We start from the raw sequence: 17,099 nt of genomic DNA, 5'->3' as shown, positions 1-17,099 counted from the left end.
CTCTCCGAAAGCTCTATTCTTTATAATTTATGAATCTCAAAATATTAAATTATTATTACTCAATACACAATAATATTTCGAAGAGTACTTACGTCTAAATTACACTTAATATTTAGAATTTGAAAATTTTTTCATACAAAAAGCCCATCAATTTTAAAATTGATGGGCTTTTATTGAGAACTCAAAAAAGAGATTAAGCACCTTGCTCAGTTCTCATTTTGATTTTGTAAGCTGTTTTGATAGCTTTTTTACGGTCAGCTACTGATTGCTTCTCATAGTAAGCACGTGCACGTAATTGACGTAATACTTTTGTTCTCTCAAATTTCTTTTTGAAACGCTTAAGAGCACGGTCGATAGACTCGTTATCTTTTACTTTAATTTCGATCATTATATTTTCCTTTTAATAAGGTTTTTTCAAATTCAATTCATGATTTCGGATCGCAAATATAATCAAGTTTTATAAAAAAGGAAAATGATTTGCAAAAATAATCAAGAAGATTTCTAAATGATTCTTATTGATTGTCAATCTTGTAGTACAAGAATTTCCCTTTCAATCTCCTTCCATGAGAAGTTGGAATAAGTAGCAATCGACAATAAATCCCCTTTATTCAGTACAGTTTCGGGCTTTGGACAGGCATCTGTCTTGCCATTTTGTATTAATGCTATAACATTACACTGTTGATTTAGAGTAACGCTGGCCTTCATTATTTTGAGCTGAAGGTCCATCCATTTTATCCCATCTAAGCTATTGATTTCAACTGTTACAGGGTTGGCGCCTTTAGTATTATAGAGTAAATCTTCTACTACCATGGCTGAATAAGGGTCTTGACATTCTTGTACAATTGCCAATACTGATAAGTCTGCATTAATATAAGTAGCATTATTATCGTCAAACATCCATGTATTGGCTTTTTCTACCAATACAAACAATATTCTAGTACCTTCAGTAACAAAACGCTCTAATAAATCTACTGTAGTTTTTGTAGCACCATCAGCAGATGAATTATTCGAGGCGTTCGGAAATACAATGATTGTTTTATTTTGATTAATGTTGGCATTCAGGTAAGTGTTTTTTTGTAAAGGACACCCTTTGACAAAGTGAATATTGGGGATTTCCTGAATTTCTAATGGTAATGCCTCAATGTTGTTGTCCACAAAACATATCCCAACGTCTTTTTCAATGGCTCTTAATTCTTCAATAAAATTCTTAGCGATAGCAGTGGCAGGGAAGTTAAAAATTACATACCCATCATTAAATGGATTTTTCATATAGCCTAATTTCTTTTGTGTTTTGTGATATTCTTTATAGTCAAATACAGCACTGAACATTGCTCCAACAAATGCAATACTAACAGTACTTAGAATCATGGTAATAATTCGTCCAAATAATGTTTCAGCAGGCCGGTTGCCATATCCCACGGTGGTGGCGGTTTGCCAGGTTTGCCAGATTGCTTCATTCCATGAAACAGCTTCAACATATTTGAATAAAATAGCGAAAAGAAGATTGATTCCTAAAGTGTATAAAATAATACGCTTTACATTTCCATATTCTTCACTACCCCTGTGGAGTCTGAGCTTCCGAAATAAGTTGAAAATCATATTAAGGTTTGATTGTCGTGTAATTTTTTAGAGAATGTGGTTTTAAATGTCTTGTTTAAATTTAAGCACTAAGACAAAAAATAAATTAAAATTAAATAGGATCTATCTTTGGCTTAGTACTTACTTATAATTAAAATATGCTATCCTCTTCAAAAAAATAAAAAGTAAGTACATAAATATACAACACTTGATGTAAATAAATAGAGGTGAAAATCTGAAAGCTTCTTAAAATGTAGAGGAAAGGTTATTAGTTGTCTTCATTTTCTTTATAAGTATATCTGAAGTCTTTGTTTTCAAGATTCCTATAGCCTTCAAAGGAAAAGTCATCTTCCACTTCCAGTATCTTCTTTTTTGAGAATTCAGTTTCTACGTGACGGTAATAATAGGCCATCACACAACCTACAATAAAGCCAGACAGATGTGACTCCCATGAAATACCTTCTTCATTGGGAACCAAACCTACTAACATGCCGTGATTGAGGACTGCAATACAAAGTGATATAATTAAGGAACCTGGGTTTTTCTGAAATATTCCTATAAAGAATAAAAAAGAAGCAATGCCATAGATAACACCACTTGCTCCAATATGAAAAGAGGGGCGAGCAAAAAGCCAAACCATGATACCTGTAAATAAGGTCAGCTGTCTTAATACTCTAGAAGCAATTTTGGGGATGAAAAAATAAAGTGAGAAACAAAGAATGGCAAATGATACGGTATTAGAAAAAAGGTGTTTAAAACCTCCATGTATAAAAGGATGGAAAAATATACCGAATATGCCTAGCCTGTTTCTTGGGTAAATTCCAAAATGAAAGAGGTCGACTCCTAAAGACCATTCAATACCCTTTAGGAGCCATGCTATAGCTATTAATAATAAGGTGATTTTTGCACCTTTATTTATTGTCATTCTTAGCACTCTCTTTTTCTTCTTTTTTTCTATCTTCTACTTTTTTATAAGCAGAAATAATACTTTTAACTAATCGGTGACGCACTACATCTTTCTGAGTAAGGTGCATTACTTTAATACCAGGTACATTGGAAAGTATTCTTGAAGCAGTGACCAATCCCGAACGTTGTCTTGGAGGTAAATCAATCTGAGATTCATCACCTGTGATTACCATTTTTGAGTCTGGTCCTAAACGGGTAAGCAACATTTTCATTTGCATCTCCGTTGTGTTTTGTGCTTCATCTAACAATACAAACGCGTTAGAAAGTGTTCTACCTCTCATATAAGCTAATGGTGCAATTTCAATGACTCTGTTTTCCATATAGAACTTTAATTTTTCTGATGGAATCATGTCGTCCAGTGCATCATAAATTGGTCTTAAGTAAGGGTCAACTTTGTCTTTCAAATCCCCAGGCAAGAAACCGAGGCTTTCGCCAGCTTCTACCGCAGGACGTGAAATGATAATACGTTTTACTTGCTTATTTTTAAGTGCTTTTACAGCTAAAGCAGTAGCCACATAAGTTTTACCTGTACCGGCTGGTCCAAGTGCAAAAACAAGATCATTTTTCTTGATGGCATTGACTAGTTTTTGCTGATTGCTGGTTTTAGGTCGAATGGCAATTCCTTTTGCTCCGTAAAGTAATATTTCATCTTTAATATCCTCATCATGTAGATCTGCGTTCATTTCTACATAATCCAGAACATTATCCACTGTCACTTTTCCAAACTTTTTATAATGAATGAGTAATTCATTAATGGCTTTGTGCACCTTGATAATTTCAGCACTCGTACCTTGAATACGAATCTCATTTCCCCTTGCAATGATTTTACTATGAGGGAAAGCTGTTGATAATTCTTTGATATTACTGTTGTCAACCCCTAAGAAGTCGACCAAAGTAATATCTTCTAATGGAATTACTTTTTCTATCAAATGTTTATGTATTTAATTTTTTGTGATTTTTCTATTTAATCTACTCTGAAATAGTAACAAATAAATAGTTTATACTAACTTGTTTCAAATGTCAAATTTACCGAGAATTTGCGAGATAAACGAAGTAAACATGAATACTAATCTAATTAAATCATCCTTTCTCACAGTCAGTAAGATATTATTTTTTAACCTAATTCTCCAATTTTTGTTTTTACAAGCTAATGCTCAAACTAAAAATCAAATCCTGGAGGGTGAATTTCGGAAGTTTTTAGACCATGAATGGATGAAAGGAGCTTCTGTATCATTTCATGTGAAATCAATAAAAGGGAGCGATTTTGAGTACAAACATGATGCTCAAAGAGCTTTAACTCCAGCTTCAATCACTAAGTTATTGACAACATCGGCGGGTTTATTTCAATTGGGCAAAGACTTTCAGTTTATAACAAAGATCAGTCATACAGGTACTTATAATGAAGGTGTTTTGAATGGAAATCTCATTATTCATGGTGGTGGAGATCCTACGCTTACATTAATAGCGTTGGATAGTGCAGTGAAGGCGTGCTTTCCAGCATTAAAAGAAATTAAGGGTGAAATAATTGTTGACGCTTCATTGTATGGAACCAGAACTACACCGCCTAATTGGGTTTGGGAAGATTTAGGGAATTATTACGGAGTGGGTATCGCATCTTTAAATTTGAATGATAATATGTTCAAACTTTATCTTAAGACAGGAGCAACAGGCTCTGTGGCCTCTATTAATAAGATAGATCCTCACCCTCCCTATCTTCATATTACATCTGAAGTGACAGCAGGAAAAAAAGGCACAGGTGATAATTCATTTCTGTTTTCTGCACCTTATTCCGACAGGCACATTATAAGGGGTACATTACCGCCTAACCGTTCAAATTTTAGAGTTAAAGGAGGAGTGACGGACCCAGACTATCATGCAGTGTGGATGCTTGCGGATACATTGCAGTCACAGGGAATTACAGTCAATAAAGAAAGACTCAAAGTAGAATACCAACAAAAGAATTTACCTCCTTCAAAAGCAATTGGAGAAATAAAATCGAGACCACTTTCTTGGATTATTGATAAAACAAATAAAAAAAGTATCAATCTGTATGCGGAATCCATTGCAAAGTACGTTAGTAACAAGAAGACAGGGTCAATAGTACCTGATAGCATTACTTCAACTTTATTGAATGAATTAGCGACTGTGGGAGTAAATACAGAAGGAATTTATTTGGAAGATGGAAGTGGTCTTTCACCGTTTGATGCTTTTTCGGCTTCGCATATGACTTCTGTTTTAGAAAAAATATATCATACTCCTCAATATGAGGCTTTTCACAACTCCCTCGCAGTGACGGGTGTTTCGGGTACATTGAAATATTTCTGCCGTTATAACCAAGCAAAAGGCAAGGTTTACGGAAAGAGTGGCTCAATGAGAAGAGTGAGAAGTTATGCTGGCTATATTAACACAGATAGTGGTGATATTTTGGCATTTACGATTATAGTAAATAACTTCTCATGTAAAAGTAAGGTAGTTAGAAAAGCGATGGAACCACTACTCGGAATATTGGTAAAATAGAATTATTCTAATATTTTATTGAATTAAGGTGTAATTTTCACAAATAAAATTTAAGCAAAAGCTTTGTACATAGGCTTGATGTTATGTACATTTAAGAATATTCATAAAACCGCCTTTATTTTTAAGTAGATCACCGCTATTGGTTTTTTATATATAGGTATTATCAGGAAGATTTAGACTAGCAAGGTTTATGTTAACAAAAAAATTAACTCGTTTAATTTTAGTACTTTTTGGATTTCTGTTCATCTCTACTCAGTCTTTTTCGCAAGACATCAATGAGTTGAAGTCCCAAATATCAACACTTCCAAATGGAAGGACTAAAGTTGATAAATTAATCCAGTTAGCCCATTTAGAATTAGACAAAAGTAATTTCACGTCAATGCAAGAAAGCATTGACAAAGCTTTAAAAATTTCCGACGAGGTTAATTATAATCTAGGAAGAGCAAAAGCATTGATGATGTATTCTACAATGCACAAATTAAGAAGGGATTTTGATGTTGCCATTGATTATGGTTTGAAAGCCATTAAAATCTTTGAGCAAGAAGATCAAGATATACCTTTGTACGATGCTTACGGAGAAATGTGTTTCTTGTATCAGGATTGGGGTATTTACGAAAATGCCATCGATTATGAGAAGAAAGCATTGAGAGTAGCTGAGCGTATGAATGACTTGGAACGTCAGACTGAGATATGGTACCTTTTGGGTAACTCTTATCTTCTGTTGAGAAACTATGACGAGGCCTTGGTTTATTTCCGTAAAGGTGCTGAATACTACAAAGGGCAGTATGCATTAAACAACAAAAAAGAAGACCTTCAATCCTACAACAATGCTTTATCCAAAATTGCTTCAATAGAGATGAGAAGAGGCAATTATGAAATCGCAAAAGACGTCAACTTTGAGATTCTTTCCCACAAACAAATCTTAGGTGATGAAGAAGGAACACACGTTCCTCTGAATGATATTGGTTATTGTTTTCAGAAATTAGGAAAAAGTGAAAAAGCACTGAAGTACTTCAATGATGCATTAGCCGTCAACAAGAAATTTGGTAAACCTGATGTTCAAAACACAACCCTATTGATTAACATTGGTACTTTATCCAACCAAAATTTCCGCCATAATGATGCCTTGAAAGCTTATGATGAAGTATTGAACATCAGAATCAAGCAGGGGCAACCTGGACCAATTGCACAAGCCTATTCTTATAAAGCAACCGTTTATCAAGGACGAGGAAGCTTTAGTGAAGCACGTAAGTACTTTAATAAATCTTCGGAGTATGCACGTATGGCAGGGGATTATGAGCAGTTGGAAAAGAACTATAAGAAAATTGCAAATATCTATGTAAGAACAAATGACTATAAAAAAGCCTTCCAAGCAATCAGTAGCTTGAACGTTTTAAAAGATAGTATCATTGGTGCAGAACGTAGACGTTTGAATGAGATTACGGAAGCGAGAATTGCTGCTGAGCAAAAGGAAAAAGAAATTGACCTTTTGATCATGGACCAGAAAGTGACGGAAGCTCAAATGAAAAAGCTAGCCGAGGAAAATGCTCGTAAAGCAAAAGACCTTGAGCTTTTACAACAAGAACAATCGTTGAAAGAGTTTCAGTTGAAACAAAATGAGTTAGAGAAAGATAAGAAAGCACAAGAGCTCCTTATTACCTTGAACGCTCTTGAAGCTGAAAAGAAATCAAAAGAGATTGATCAGCTTGTAAAAACGAAAAAGCTGAATGAGTTAAGAATTCAGGAAAATGAAATTCGTAACCGTCAGAAGGAGCAGGAATTAGAGCTTCTTGAACGTGATAAAGAATTACAGGAAAGTAAGATCAAAGAGGCCGAAACAATGCGTAAGGTTTACATCATTATGATGGTGTTGCTCTTTGTAGTGATTGGTGTAATTGTAACAGGTTATATTCAAAACAGAAGTAAGAACAAAAAGCTTGCAAATAAGAACGATGAGATTTTAGGTCAGAAAATGGAAATCGAGAAGCAAAGAGACGCTCTTGAATCGGCTAAAACTCAAATCGAAAAAGCATACGATAATATTCAAGTCTTATCAGAATTCGGTCAGAAAATTACCGCAATTCTTGACTTAGAATCAATCAACTGGACTTCTTATGCTTATGTAAATACATTGATGGATGCAGCAGTATTCGGTATCGGTATTTACAGAGAGAAGTATGATAAGATTGAGTACATCAACTTCCTTGAAAATGGTCTTAGTTTGCCATTATTCAGCTATGATATGGATAAGAAAAACAGTCTTTCTGTATTGTGCTACAAGTCAAGTGAAGAAATTGTGATCAATGATTATGAAAATGAAGTGGACAATTTCTTGAGAGAAACTCCTGATTTTAAAACTTCCGAGATTCCAAAATCATTAGTTTACTTGCCATTGCTTACAGAGAAGTCTCTAGGTGTATTAACGGTACAGAGTTATGATAGAAATGCTTACTCTAGAAACGAGTTGAACATCTTAAGAACGCTAGCTTCATATGTAGCAATTGCCCTGACAAATGCCAACGCTTATCAGGAAATTGAGAATCAGAATAAGCACATTACAGATAGTATTCGATACGCTCAGACAATCCAAAGAGCCATTCTTCCTTCAAATGCTAAAATGCAGACAGGTTTATTAGAAAACTTTATTTTCTTTAAGCCGAAGGATATTGTATCGGGTGACTTCTATTGGTTCTCGAAAATTGACGAGAGAAAAGAGAATCTAGCTTCAGTGAACTTCTCGAAGAATGATGTTTCTGAAAGAATATTTATTGCGGCGCTTGACTGTACAGGTCACGGTGTACCAGGTGGTTTCATGTCTATGATTGGTAACACATTATTGAACGAGATCATCAACCAGAAACAAGTCTATGATCCAGCTAAAATTCTTGACATGTTGAATGAAGGTGTAATTGACGCCCTTCACCAAGAGAACAAGAGTAATGATGACGGTATGGACGTTTGTTTATGTATGATTGAAAGAACATTGACAGGTGAAGATCGTATTGTATTCTCTGGAGCGAAAAGACCACTTTATATTATGGAGCCTGGTAGCACAGAAATGTTAGAATACAAAGGTGATAACAAGTCAATTGGAGGTGTCCATAAGAGAAAATCTTCGAAAATCAGCTTCTCTAATACTGTGATTGAGGTAGTGAAAGGTTCTTCAATTTACCTTACAACGGATGGTCTTCAAGACCAAAATGATAAGAATGGTAAGAAGTTCGGTAAGATTAAATTGATTGAAATGTTACAGCAAAATGCTGAAAAGCCAATGCTTGAGCAGAAATCAGCATTAGAAAAAGCATTAGATGAACACATGGGAGTTATTCCACAACGTGATGATATCACAATTTTAGGTTTAAGACTATAATACGTCACCTATTGATAAAATATATTTTATTAAAAAAGTACCTTATTCATAATTGTGATGAGGTACTTTTTTCTTTTAATGGAGGTAGAAAAAAGTGAATGCTCTTAACCTTTTAAAATCTAGAAAAGAGATCTATTGTATTTTAAGTAGTCTATACTTGATACTTAGTATTGTGGCATATAACAAGTATGGGGTGAAAGTAGTGATAGACTCCGGGAGATATTTGTTGTCATCAGAAAATGTTTATGATCTTATTGTAAATCAAGGACACAATTTCTGGTACTTGGGGTATATACTTTTTTTATCACTCCTAAGGTCCATTTTTGATCATCTACTTTTTGTCGTTTTCATTCAATACTTAATTTCCTTTTGCTCAATATTTCTATTATTTGAGTCGATTTTCATCATCACAAAGCAATATAAAATCTCCACAATTTTGACTTTAATCTATCTCTTCAATTTTGAGATCGTGTCATGGAATTCCTATATATTATGTGAGAGCCTATATATTTCGAGCGTCATTGTATTGATTTACCTTTTTCTTTTGCTCTATCAAAAACGTTCTAGGTTTCGTTATTTTTTATGTTTTACAGGTTCAATGTATGTCGCCTTTATCAAGCCCACAGGAGTATCGATTATCATTTCATTGATTTTCCTCTGTTTGATGATACTGATGAAGTACAAAGTTTATCGAAAGTATATTTACATCTTAGTTCCTTTTTTGGGAATAGGAATAGTGTTTTTGATCAAGTATATGCTACTGACATTCGAAATTCCATCGGATTACATTAAAGGTGATATAGTATACAATATATCAGGTTATCCTTCAGTGCTTGCTGAATATCCTTACCTGCAACTGAAGCCAAATTCTACATTAGTATTGAATAAAGTAGGTGATGATACTTTTTGGGAGACTCTTCAATTCATTAATCACAATTTTACGTTTTGGTTCAAGCTCTTTTTAACTAAAATCTTCTTCTTTTTAGCACATGTCAGACCGTATTGGTCGCTTGCTCATAATCTGAACTCAATCATTATTCTTCTCCCACTTTATTCTATGCTCTTGGTCGCTGGGGTGAAAGGTAAACTCAATAATATCATCAGTAAGATCTTGCTTATTTTTGTTTTGTGTCATGTCCTTATTGTGGGGTGTTCCGTTGTGGATTGGGATGGTAGATTTTTGATGCCTATTTATCCTGTCCTTTTTTTACTTTTGTCTTTTTATTGGAAGAAACCTCAAAAATTGTCAATTCATTAAAAAACAAAGGTTGCTGTCTTATCTTTTGTAAGTTTCTTTTTTCTGATAATCTGTCTAATATGAATTGAGATTTCTTGAATGATCTCTCAGCGAATAGTGTTAATGAATCAGTCTTTTTTTCTTGCAAAGTAAAGTTCAAACTTAGCATTCCCCATTTTTCACTCAGCATGTCATAAGACTCGAAGTTGTTATTCTCTCCAATTTTATTTTCACCTTGATACAATGTTAATTTGTCAAATAAGAGACTGTCTTGATGAAAATGATAGAGCCAGATATTCAGTTTATATTCCTGAGCAGTCTTTAGTTCATCTAATGGAATTGAAGTGATTTTTCCTTTATAAAAAGCAGAGATTTGTAGCCCTTGTTTATTACTGTTGGTGATTTCAGAAATACTATTCTTACTTAGTGGGTCTACATAAAGAGCTTTTTTTCTTAAAGAATCTATACTTATTGGAGTAGGAATGAAATCTTTTATTGTAGAAGTGTAGACAAGCTGATTTACGATCTTTAGCTCATTATACTTTTTACTCAATGTATCTCCTAAAATAATTATTTTTTCTTCTTGGTTGATATACTTCAAAATGGAAGGCTTTACTTCTTTTATAAAAGGAGTAGTGAATTGCTTTTGTATATTTCTCTCTTCAATACTGTGCCTTGATAGATAATTATTGATCGGAGAAATTCCATATTTAAGGGCTAGTTGATATTGTAAATCGGCTAGTTTTGACCGTTTGCTTGTAGTATCAGTTTGATAAATAATTGAGGCTGTAATTTTATCTTCTAAGTTATTTTTGAAATCATAGTTTTGAAGATTGAAAATATTTTCTTCAAAATGAATCTCCTTTTTTATTTCTGTCATAAAGTAAATAGATTCCAATATTCCTATACATAAAATGAGGAGTAGAAGTTTTCTATTGAAATAAGAATAGCCAAATTGAATAACACTGATAGCAATAACGAAATAGGATACCCAGCCGAAACGCTGTAGGTCACGAGTTTGTTCGAGTTGCGGTAAAAATTCTAATACAAGCTGGAATCGGAGAAACAAAGATGTGGCATAAATAATAAAGAAAATTCCAGTAAGTAATAATGGCAAATTGAGATGACTTTTTTGTCTTCGGTAAAACGTTAATAGTAAAAATAGCACCAAAACATAAAACCATATGTTGAACTGTAGGTTTTCATGAACAGAAATTGAGTCCCATAAGGTAAAGGGCTTAATTCTATTAATATTGATTGCATAATCGAATAACCCAACAGGATGCTGACTTCTCCATAAATTCTCGTCAGATAAATAAACGGCAGATGTGAAAACTAAAGTTGGTAGAATACCTAAAAGAGTGTAGATAAAGTTGAAACTTTTCTTTACAACACTTTCAGTCAGAAAATAAAAGATGACTAATCCAGAAAATAGAGTACCAACATAGCCATGAAGGAAAAAGCTTCCAAAACTGAATAAGAGAATAATCAGGCCGTTCTTTCTTTTATTAGAAGAGAAGGTAATTAATTGGTAAATCAAGAAAGGTAAAAGCCCCGTAAAGAATAAACCAAAATGAAGTAGAATTCTACTATTAGAGGGAGCACCTAATGCTAATAATAAACTCCCGACAACTGCTGTTACCTTGTCAAGCTGATAATATCGAAATATCTTATAACAATAAGTGTAACTTACAATAAACACCAAAAGCATTTCGACATGTAAAATCCCGATACTGTAATCAGATATATCAATTATATTTTTTGAAATGAAGCTATTGAAGCAACTCAGCAATAGTACTGAATCTGTATATAACAAGGATTCTCCAAATGGAAAGTTGATATGCTCTAAATTTCCATACTTTGAAACAAAGGCAAAAAGGAAGTAGTTTTTTAAAGCATCACCGCCTTTATATAAAAAATGAAGGTTAGGGTTGTAAATGATTTCCTTAAAGATGAAAAAAAGTATGCACCATAGAAAAATCAACCCTAATAGAAACTGAGGATGTTTAGTAATTATTTTCTTTGTCATAAAAAATCAATCTCTTTCAATGAAATATCTTGAATGAGAATGTTTTAAAATTAGTTTATCGGAGTAGGTATAACTTTCCAATATTGTGTTTGAAAAGGTTGTCTTTGCTGGTTTTTCGGTGCTGGTATTCTCCATTATTTTTTTGAGGAATGATCACTCTGTATAAGTAAACACCGTTGGCCAGTTGATCTCCAAATTCATCTCTACCGTCCCAAGCATATTCAGAAACATTAGTACCAATCCTTATTGGACCTAATTCGTCTTGGAAAATCTCTTTTACTACTCTGCCTGTCACAGTCATAATTTGAATTTTGATCTGATCAGGTGCTTCAACACCTGTAACTTGAAAAACGAATCTTACTTTGTCGGAAAATGGGTTAGGATAAGGATAGAAATTGGTAATAGTAGATTCTTTACTGATTTCAAATTTCATCAATAAGAAAGGTCTTTGGTTTGCAGATTCATCAGAACCATTACCGGCTCCATTACCAGTTACATCTCTTCCTTCGACCTTTAATGTATACACACCGTCAGCCAAACTTCCATCGGTGTCAATATGATTTACATTCACCAATTGATTGAGTGGGAGTGATGCAATGATATGATTTTTACTTCCAACATTTTCAAAAGAGAATAAGAGAGAATCCAATACATGGAAATTATCATCTTCCTCATTTTTGATAGATAAGGACAAAAGGTTTGCTAAAGGGTCATCTGTATGGTCTTCTAATCTAAGAAATTCGTTTTCATCAATGAGACTGATTGAAACTTCTGCTGTAGGAGAAACAATATCACCACTAATGATCCTTTGACCGTCAAAAAGGACTTCAATAAGTGGATTTGTATTATCAACAGCTACTCTAAAACTAGAGTTGACAGAGTTGTTGTTATAAAAATTTTCAAGCAGTTTTATATCTGGATTTGTAACTAATGATAGAGATACATTTCCTGTAAGTTGGTCACGCCATGTATCTGGTTTTATTTTAAAATTATACTGACCGCCTGCAATAAGTGGAGGTATGCTGATCGTATCAGAAATGATTTTACCATCTGTTTTATAGGTAAGTACTGTTGGTACCTCTTCTTTAAAAGGTTGAGTTGAAATGTTCTGTAATAGATATTCATACTCAATATCTTGTCCTTGTTGTACTTCTTTTATATTGGTTTGGTCAGTGATATCCTGATATGTCAGTACTGCTTCAGGTAATGTGTTGTAGGATACTCTGATGTGTTGTAATTGTGAAGGAACTCTTGCTGAAGAAGTATCCGTAAGAGTAGTTCTTAGTCCAATGTAATTGTATTCATTAATGGAAGGAATTCTTTGTAGATCAAGGCCGTTAGAAGGCGTTTCTCCTTTGAAAGTATAAATGTTCTGGGTGATAGAAGACCCTTTGTCATCAAAAGTGATGCCTTGAATTATGGTCTCAATCTCTCCTGAAATAGCACTGAAATCCATCCATAATCTTTCAAAGAAGTTAGTCCTGCCTATTGGAGTTGTACTAATAATACCTTGACTAACATTCGGTTGGATATTAAAAGTTTCTTCTAGAAAATCACTGGTTGTACTACCTATAATAAGTTGGCCTTGTGGTTGATCAGCATTGAACTTTGTCCAACCAATAAAAGGCACTCCTTGAGGAATATTGTAGATAGCAGCTGTATCAAAACCAGCAAAATGCATTGCCTCTTTATTTAATAGATAAGCTTGGTAGTTTTCGCTGTTTGTGTCAGATGGAGCGGTAGGGAAGTTGAAATTACCAGAAGCAAAAGCCAATACAAAATCCCCATCTTTTAAATTCGATGTTTTAGGGTCTATGAATAATGAATTGGGACCGTAATAAGTGATGGATTCAGAAAGTGGCCATGTTGTTCTTAGAAGGTCATTCGGCCTTAACTGAATTGCAGCTTGACTTGGGAAACCGATGCCACAGTATCTTGTATTCCATTGATAAGCATCAGCAGTGATCACTTCTCCTGAACCTTGATCGAATATCATAAATGTCAATGTTCCGCCATTATTACATTCTCCATTGATGACGAATTTTTCTCCATTGACCTCCACTTCATAGAATGTACCGTCTCCAAAGGATGCACCACCTGTTTTTACTGTAATCACTTGGTTTTCGTTAGGAAAAGTCCATGTTACATCTCCCTGTCCATCATCTTCTGAAATCAATGCTGTCAGTTGATTGTCTCTCATTTGATGGCTATTGTTTTGACTCCATCCTTCTCCAGAACTTTTAGGTAAGTGTGTGAATGAAATTTTATTGTAAGGAAAAACTTTTCCATTTCTGTCTTTTAGGCGAATACGAGCATAAATGACCGTTGTATCCGAGGTGATGAAATCATTTAAATGATACAGATTTAATTTATAATGGATTAATTGCTTTGGAGTTGTTGTAGTAGGTACGATTGTACTGAAAAGGCTGTCTTTTGAGATGTCTATTTCAATGATGTCACCTTCGGTTCTTTGTTCGAAACTATTGTCAAAAGCATAAAAATTGACAGTAGAGTCATGTTGTACTGACAAGTCGAGAGGTTGTATAAAACGAATAGTATTGTCGGAAAAAGTAACTCTTGTAGAACCTGTATTGTTGTTGACATTATATTCTAAATTTGCATCAACTAAGACCTCATTTTCATTCAGTATAGTACCAACTGTTACACTAATAATGTTTTCACCTCCACCAAGAATTTTATCTTCCTCTGAATTGATAAAATCAAAAGAGAGCGTATCTGAAAGGTAAGTGGCATTTACACTATCAATTAAAGAATTGAAAGAGTTGGCTCCGTTGCCATAAGTTCTTTTTACCTGAACATAAAGTGTTTGATTACCGAGTGCTTTACCAAAGTTATTGACCACTACTTGAACTCTGAAGAAGTTGTCATCAACAGAAAACTCACTGCCATTTTGAGGGCTGACACTTACGTTGTTATCAGCAACAGCATAATCAGGTTGAGCAGGAGAAATCTGTAATAAAGGATCACCTTGAAGGCCCGTTTGTTCCACAACTGCGATGTTAGAAATAGAAGAACTTCCATTTAAAGCATCAGTTTGAGCTTTAATGATATGGTCTCCTATGGGTAATCCGATTTGATCTTTGAAGAAAGCCTCATAAAAGTTTGTTCCGTAGTTTTCTAAGAGCCTGCTACTTCCTAAACCACTTTTAGAGATAAAACCAATTGATCCTTTGTCGGGCGTTTCAATCCAATCTTCACCCCATGATTTTCTAGTTGTGAAAAGGTTACCTCCACCACAGCCAATCATATTAATCAGTGGATATAATCCTTTATTTTGATAGCCTCTTGAAGGATCACTCGCTAATCCAATATCAATGTCTGCATCCAGTGCAGAAGAGTGACCATAAAAAGTCATTAAGCTGATGCCGTCATTCACCACATCTGTAACATCAATGAATTCAATAGCGCCTTCACTTTGCCTGCTGATTGTGGTTACACTACCTCCTTCTAAGGTATCAACAAAAATATTTTTATAACCATCAACAATTCCTTTGAATCGTTCTTGTTCACTTAAACTTGCTCCTCCACTAAGGTGAAGTGCTCTTTTTCGCCATAATGCATCAAACGCTAAACTTTCATGCTCCTGCACCTTGTTGAAATAGTCTTCAATCACTTGAGGTTCGTGAGCGGAAATTCTACCAATTGGAAGTATACCTACTTCATTACCGTCAAAGCCCATCATATAAGCATTATCGGCAGCTGGAAAACCATAAGATGGAATATAATGAAAAGCACGTTCGCCAGTTGGATTACTTTCATAAGGATCAACATCAAGGTCTAAACCTTTTCCCAAAATAAGAACATATTCTAATTGCTCAGATCGAAGCAGGTCAATACAGTTTCTGACGGCAATAGGAGTTTGTTCTCCCCAAGAAAAAGTATTGTAGAGTTTGATGATGTCAGCGACATAAACTGCTCTATTGCCACCGCTTACGGATGCTCTATAATTAGCATACGTTTCAACAGGATCATTAAATGAATTAGAAGGTTGTCTTAAAGCAGGATGGGAAATGATAAGGTAGTCATATGAAAGGCTGTTGTCTGTAAATTCAAACTCTGCTAAGGTTAAAGCATTGACATTTTTTGGAACTACGCTATAGTAAAGGTCTACTCTTTGTCCATTATTATTGTCAACAACAGATTGATCTCTTGAGCCACTGGAATTTTTCTGTAATAAGATGGGAGAATTTACATTGCTTATATCATAAAAATTACCACCTCCATTTTGCGGAGCAGAAATTATATTTTTTGAATTTGGAAAAAGAGTAAAAGGGATGTCTTGGTCTGTAGTGATAGCAGAGTGAGCTTGAGGATAAGTTAAATTAAAGTATAACACACCCATTTGATTGAAATCCGACCCACTTCCGTTGAGATTGTTGACGAGTTGTACAAAAGTGCTTCTATTAGCATCAGAAAAATCAGCATTAGAAAGCTGTACACTTATGTTTGTACTTACCTCATATCTGTTGATAAATTGAGAGTCTCTTGTGCTTGTGTTTCCTTCAGCATTTCCTATTTGGAAATCAATATCTGCAGTTCTGTAAGAGTAATTCATTACTCTACTTTCTAATTGAAGGTATGTATTAGGGGCACTTGAGAAGAAATTATTTGTCCTGAGTTGAAAATTGACAATGCCAGTTTTGTTCCTGTTTTCATAAGTAGTCCAAGAACGAGGCCCTCTAAAAGCAGAACTGAATGAAGTACGTGAACTTCCATTGGTAGATTCTCCTTGACTGAAAGATTTCCTGAACTCAAAGCTTTTTTCTGTTGGCGTATCTCTGTAGGTCTCAGTATACCAATGATATTCTACCTCAGTGGCGCCATTGCTATCTACATTACTATTTTGAATTCGTAAAGGTGCACTGCCAGATAATGCTGAAGTACTTAAAAAGTATACGGCTGTTTTAGAGTAAATAGGTTCATAAGGGTTGACAAAATCATTGATATCTCTGAATAAATATCTGTCAGTTTCCCCATCATTAGGTTGACCATAAAATTCAATATAGTCTCCATCATCAAGACGGTTATTTCTATTATTATCTTGTATATTAATGGCCACTTCTTGCCCTCTTCTAAACATTCTGATGTCTGATAGAAGGACATTATTTACAGGATAATTTGCTCCAAGAAGTTCAGTATATGTAATTCTGTAAATGCCATATTCTCTTACTTCCATTTTATAGAAAGTAGTATTTCTTGTTTTTTCTCTCCAAGCGTTGATGTCAGCAATAGGAGTTTGAGAAAATACGGAGAGGAGATTTAGAAAAAATAGAGTTACGATGAGTAATAATCGCATTGTAAACGGCAGAATAATGATTTAATAAAAAAGCGTTTTTTAAAATTAACATATTCTCGCAATAATCTACTAATTTCGAGCTGTT

The 17,099-nt window shown here is 34.3% G+C and carries 9 protein-coding genes; 3 read left to right on the top strand and 6 right to left on the bottom strand.

Going from position 1 to position 17,099, the window contains the following annotated elements; all coding sequences use genetic code 11:
• Positions 1-193: 193 nt before the first annotated feature.
• The 4 genes from rpsU to AVL50_RS21810 all read right to left on the bottom strand — a co-directional run bounded on the left by rpsU (position 194) and on the right by AVL50_RS21810 (position 3,473).
• Entirely contained in the window at positions 194-388 is a 195-nt protein-coding gene (gene rpsU, locus AVL50_RS21825) for a 30S ribosomal protein S21 (protein WP_044203046.1), read from the bottom strand.
• A gap of 134 nt (positions 389-522) precedes the next feature.
• Positions 523-1,599 (bottom strand): potassium channel family protein, encoded by a 1,077-nt coding sequence (locus AVL50_RS21820; RefSeq protein WP_062618581.1) that lies wholly within the window; start codon positions 1,597-1,599, stop codon positions 523-525.
• Between the two features lie 247 nt (positions 1,600-1,846).
• Positions 1,847-2,503 (bottom strand): rhomboid family intramembrane serine protease, encoded by a 657-nt coding sequence (locus AVL50_RS21815; RefSeq protein ID WP_062618580.1) that lies wholly within the window; start codon positions 2,501-2,503, stop codon positions 1,847-1,849.
• Positions 2,490-3,473 (bottom strand): PhoH family protein, encoded by a 984-nt coding sequence (locus tag AVL50_RS21810; RefSeq protein ID WP_062618579.1) that lies wholly within the window; start codon positions 3,471-3,473, stop codon positions 2,490-2,492. Before AVL50_RS21810 ends, AVL50_RS21815 begins: the two co-directional genes overlap by 14 nt.
• Positions 3,474-3,603: 130 nt before the next feature.
• Between AVL50_RS21810 and dacB the strand changes: the two genes are divergently transcribed.
• The 3 genes from dacB (at position 3,604) to AVL50_RS33125 (ending at position 9,689) form a co-directional block, all read left to right on the top strand.
• Positions 3,604-5,061, top strand: coding sequence for a D-alanyl-D-alanine carboxypeptidase/D-alanyl-D-alanine-endopeptidase (gene dacB / locus AVL50_RS21805; RefSeq protein WP_172826899.1), 1,458 nt, complete (start codon positions 3,604-3,606; stop codon positions 5,059-5,061).
• Between the two features lie 190 nt (positions 5,062-5,251).
• The gene (locus AVL50_RS21800; protein ID WP_062618577.1) at positions 5,252-8,431 is read left to right on the top strand and encodes a SpoIIE family protein phosphatase; all 3,180 of its coding nucleotides are present in this window, start codon (positions 5,252-5,254) and stop codon (positions 8,429-8,431) included.
• A 754-nt stretch (positions 8,432-9,185) separates the two neighbouring features.
• Positions 9,186-9,689: a hypothetical protein gene (locus AVL50_RS33125; RefSeq protein WP_157491485.1), complete on the top strand. Its 504-nt coding sequence runs from the start codon at positions 9,186-9,188 to the stop codon at positions 9,687-9,689.
• On the opposite strand, the gene AVL50_RS21795 is transcribed toward AVL50_RS33125, so the two are convergent.
• Complete coding sequence (locus AVL50_RS21795; RefSeq protein WP_062618576.1) at positions 9,619-11,697, bottom strand: hypothetical protein; 2,079 nt, start codon at positions 11,695-11,697, stop codon at positions 9,619-9,621. The genes AVL50_RS33125 and AVL50_RS21795 overlap by 71 nt on opposite strands.
• A gap of 55 nt (positions 11,698-11,752) precedes the next feature.
• Positions 11,753-17,014, bottom strand: coding sequence for a C25 family cysteine peptidase (locus tag AVL50_RS21790; protein ID WP_062618575.1), 5,262 nt, complete (start codon positions 17,012-17,014; stop codon positions 11,753-11,755).
• Positions 17,015-17,099 lie beyond the last annotated feature (85 nt).

This window comes from Flammeovirga sp. SJP92 (assembly GCF_001583495.1).
Taxonomy (GTDB): Bacteria; Bacteroidota; Bacteroidia; order Cytophagales; family Flammeovirgaceae; genus Flammeovirga.
Note: the sequence above shows the minus strand (reverse complement) of the source record. Positions and strands in the feature narration are given on the sequence as shown.

Excerpts from the sequence above, each read along its gene's own strand:
- dacB (WP_172826899.1), top strand. The coding sequence starts at position 3,604 with ATGAATACTAATCTAATTAAATCATCCTTTCTCACAGTCAGTAAGATA.
- AVL50_RS21815 (WP_062618580.1), bottom strand. The coding sequence starts at position 2,503 with ATGACAATAAATAAAGGTGCAAAAATCACCTTATTATTAATAGCTATA.
- AVL50_RS21795 (WP_062618576.1), bottom strand. The coding sequence starts at position 11,697 with ATGACAAAGAAAATAATTACTAAACATCCTCAGTTTCTATTAGGGTTG.
- AVL50_RS21820 (WP_062618581.1), bottom strand. The coding sequence starts at position 1,599 with ATGATTTTCAACTTATTTCGGAAGCTCAGACTCCACAGGGGTAGTGAA.
- rpsU (WP_044203046.1), bottom strand. The coding sequence starts at position 388 with ATGATCGAAATTAAAGTAAAAGATAACGAGTCTATCGACCGTGCTCTT.
- AVL50_RS33125 (WP_157491485.1), top strand. The coding sequence starts at position 9,186 with ATGCTACTGACATTCGAAATTCCATCGGATTACATTAAAGGTGATATA.
- AVL50_RS21790 (WP_062618575.1), bottom strand. The coding sequence starts at position 17,014 with ATGCGATTATTACTCATCGTAACTCTATTTTTTCTAAATCTCCTCTCC.
- AVL50_RS21800 (WP_062618577.1), top strand. The coding sequence starts at position 5,252 with ATGTTAACAAAAAAATTAACTCGTTTAATTTTAGTACTTTTTGGATTT.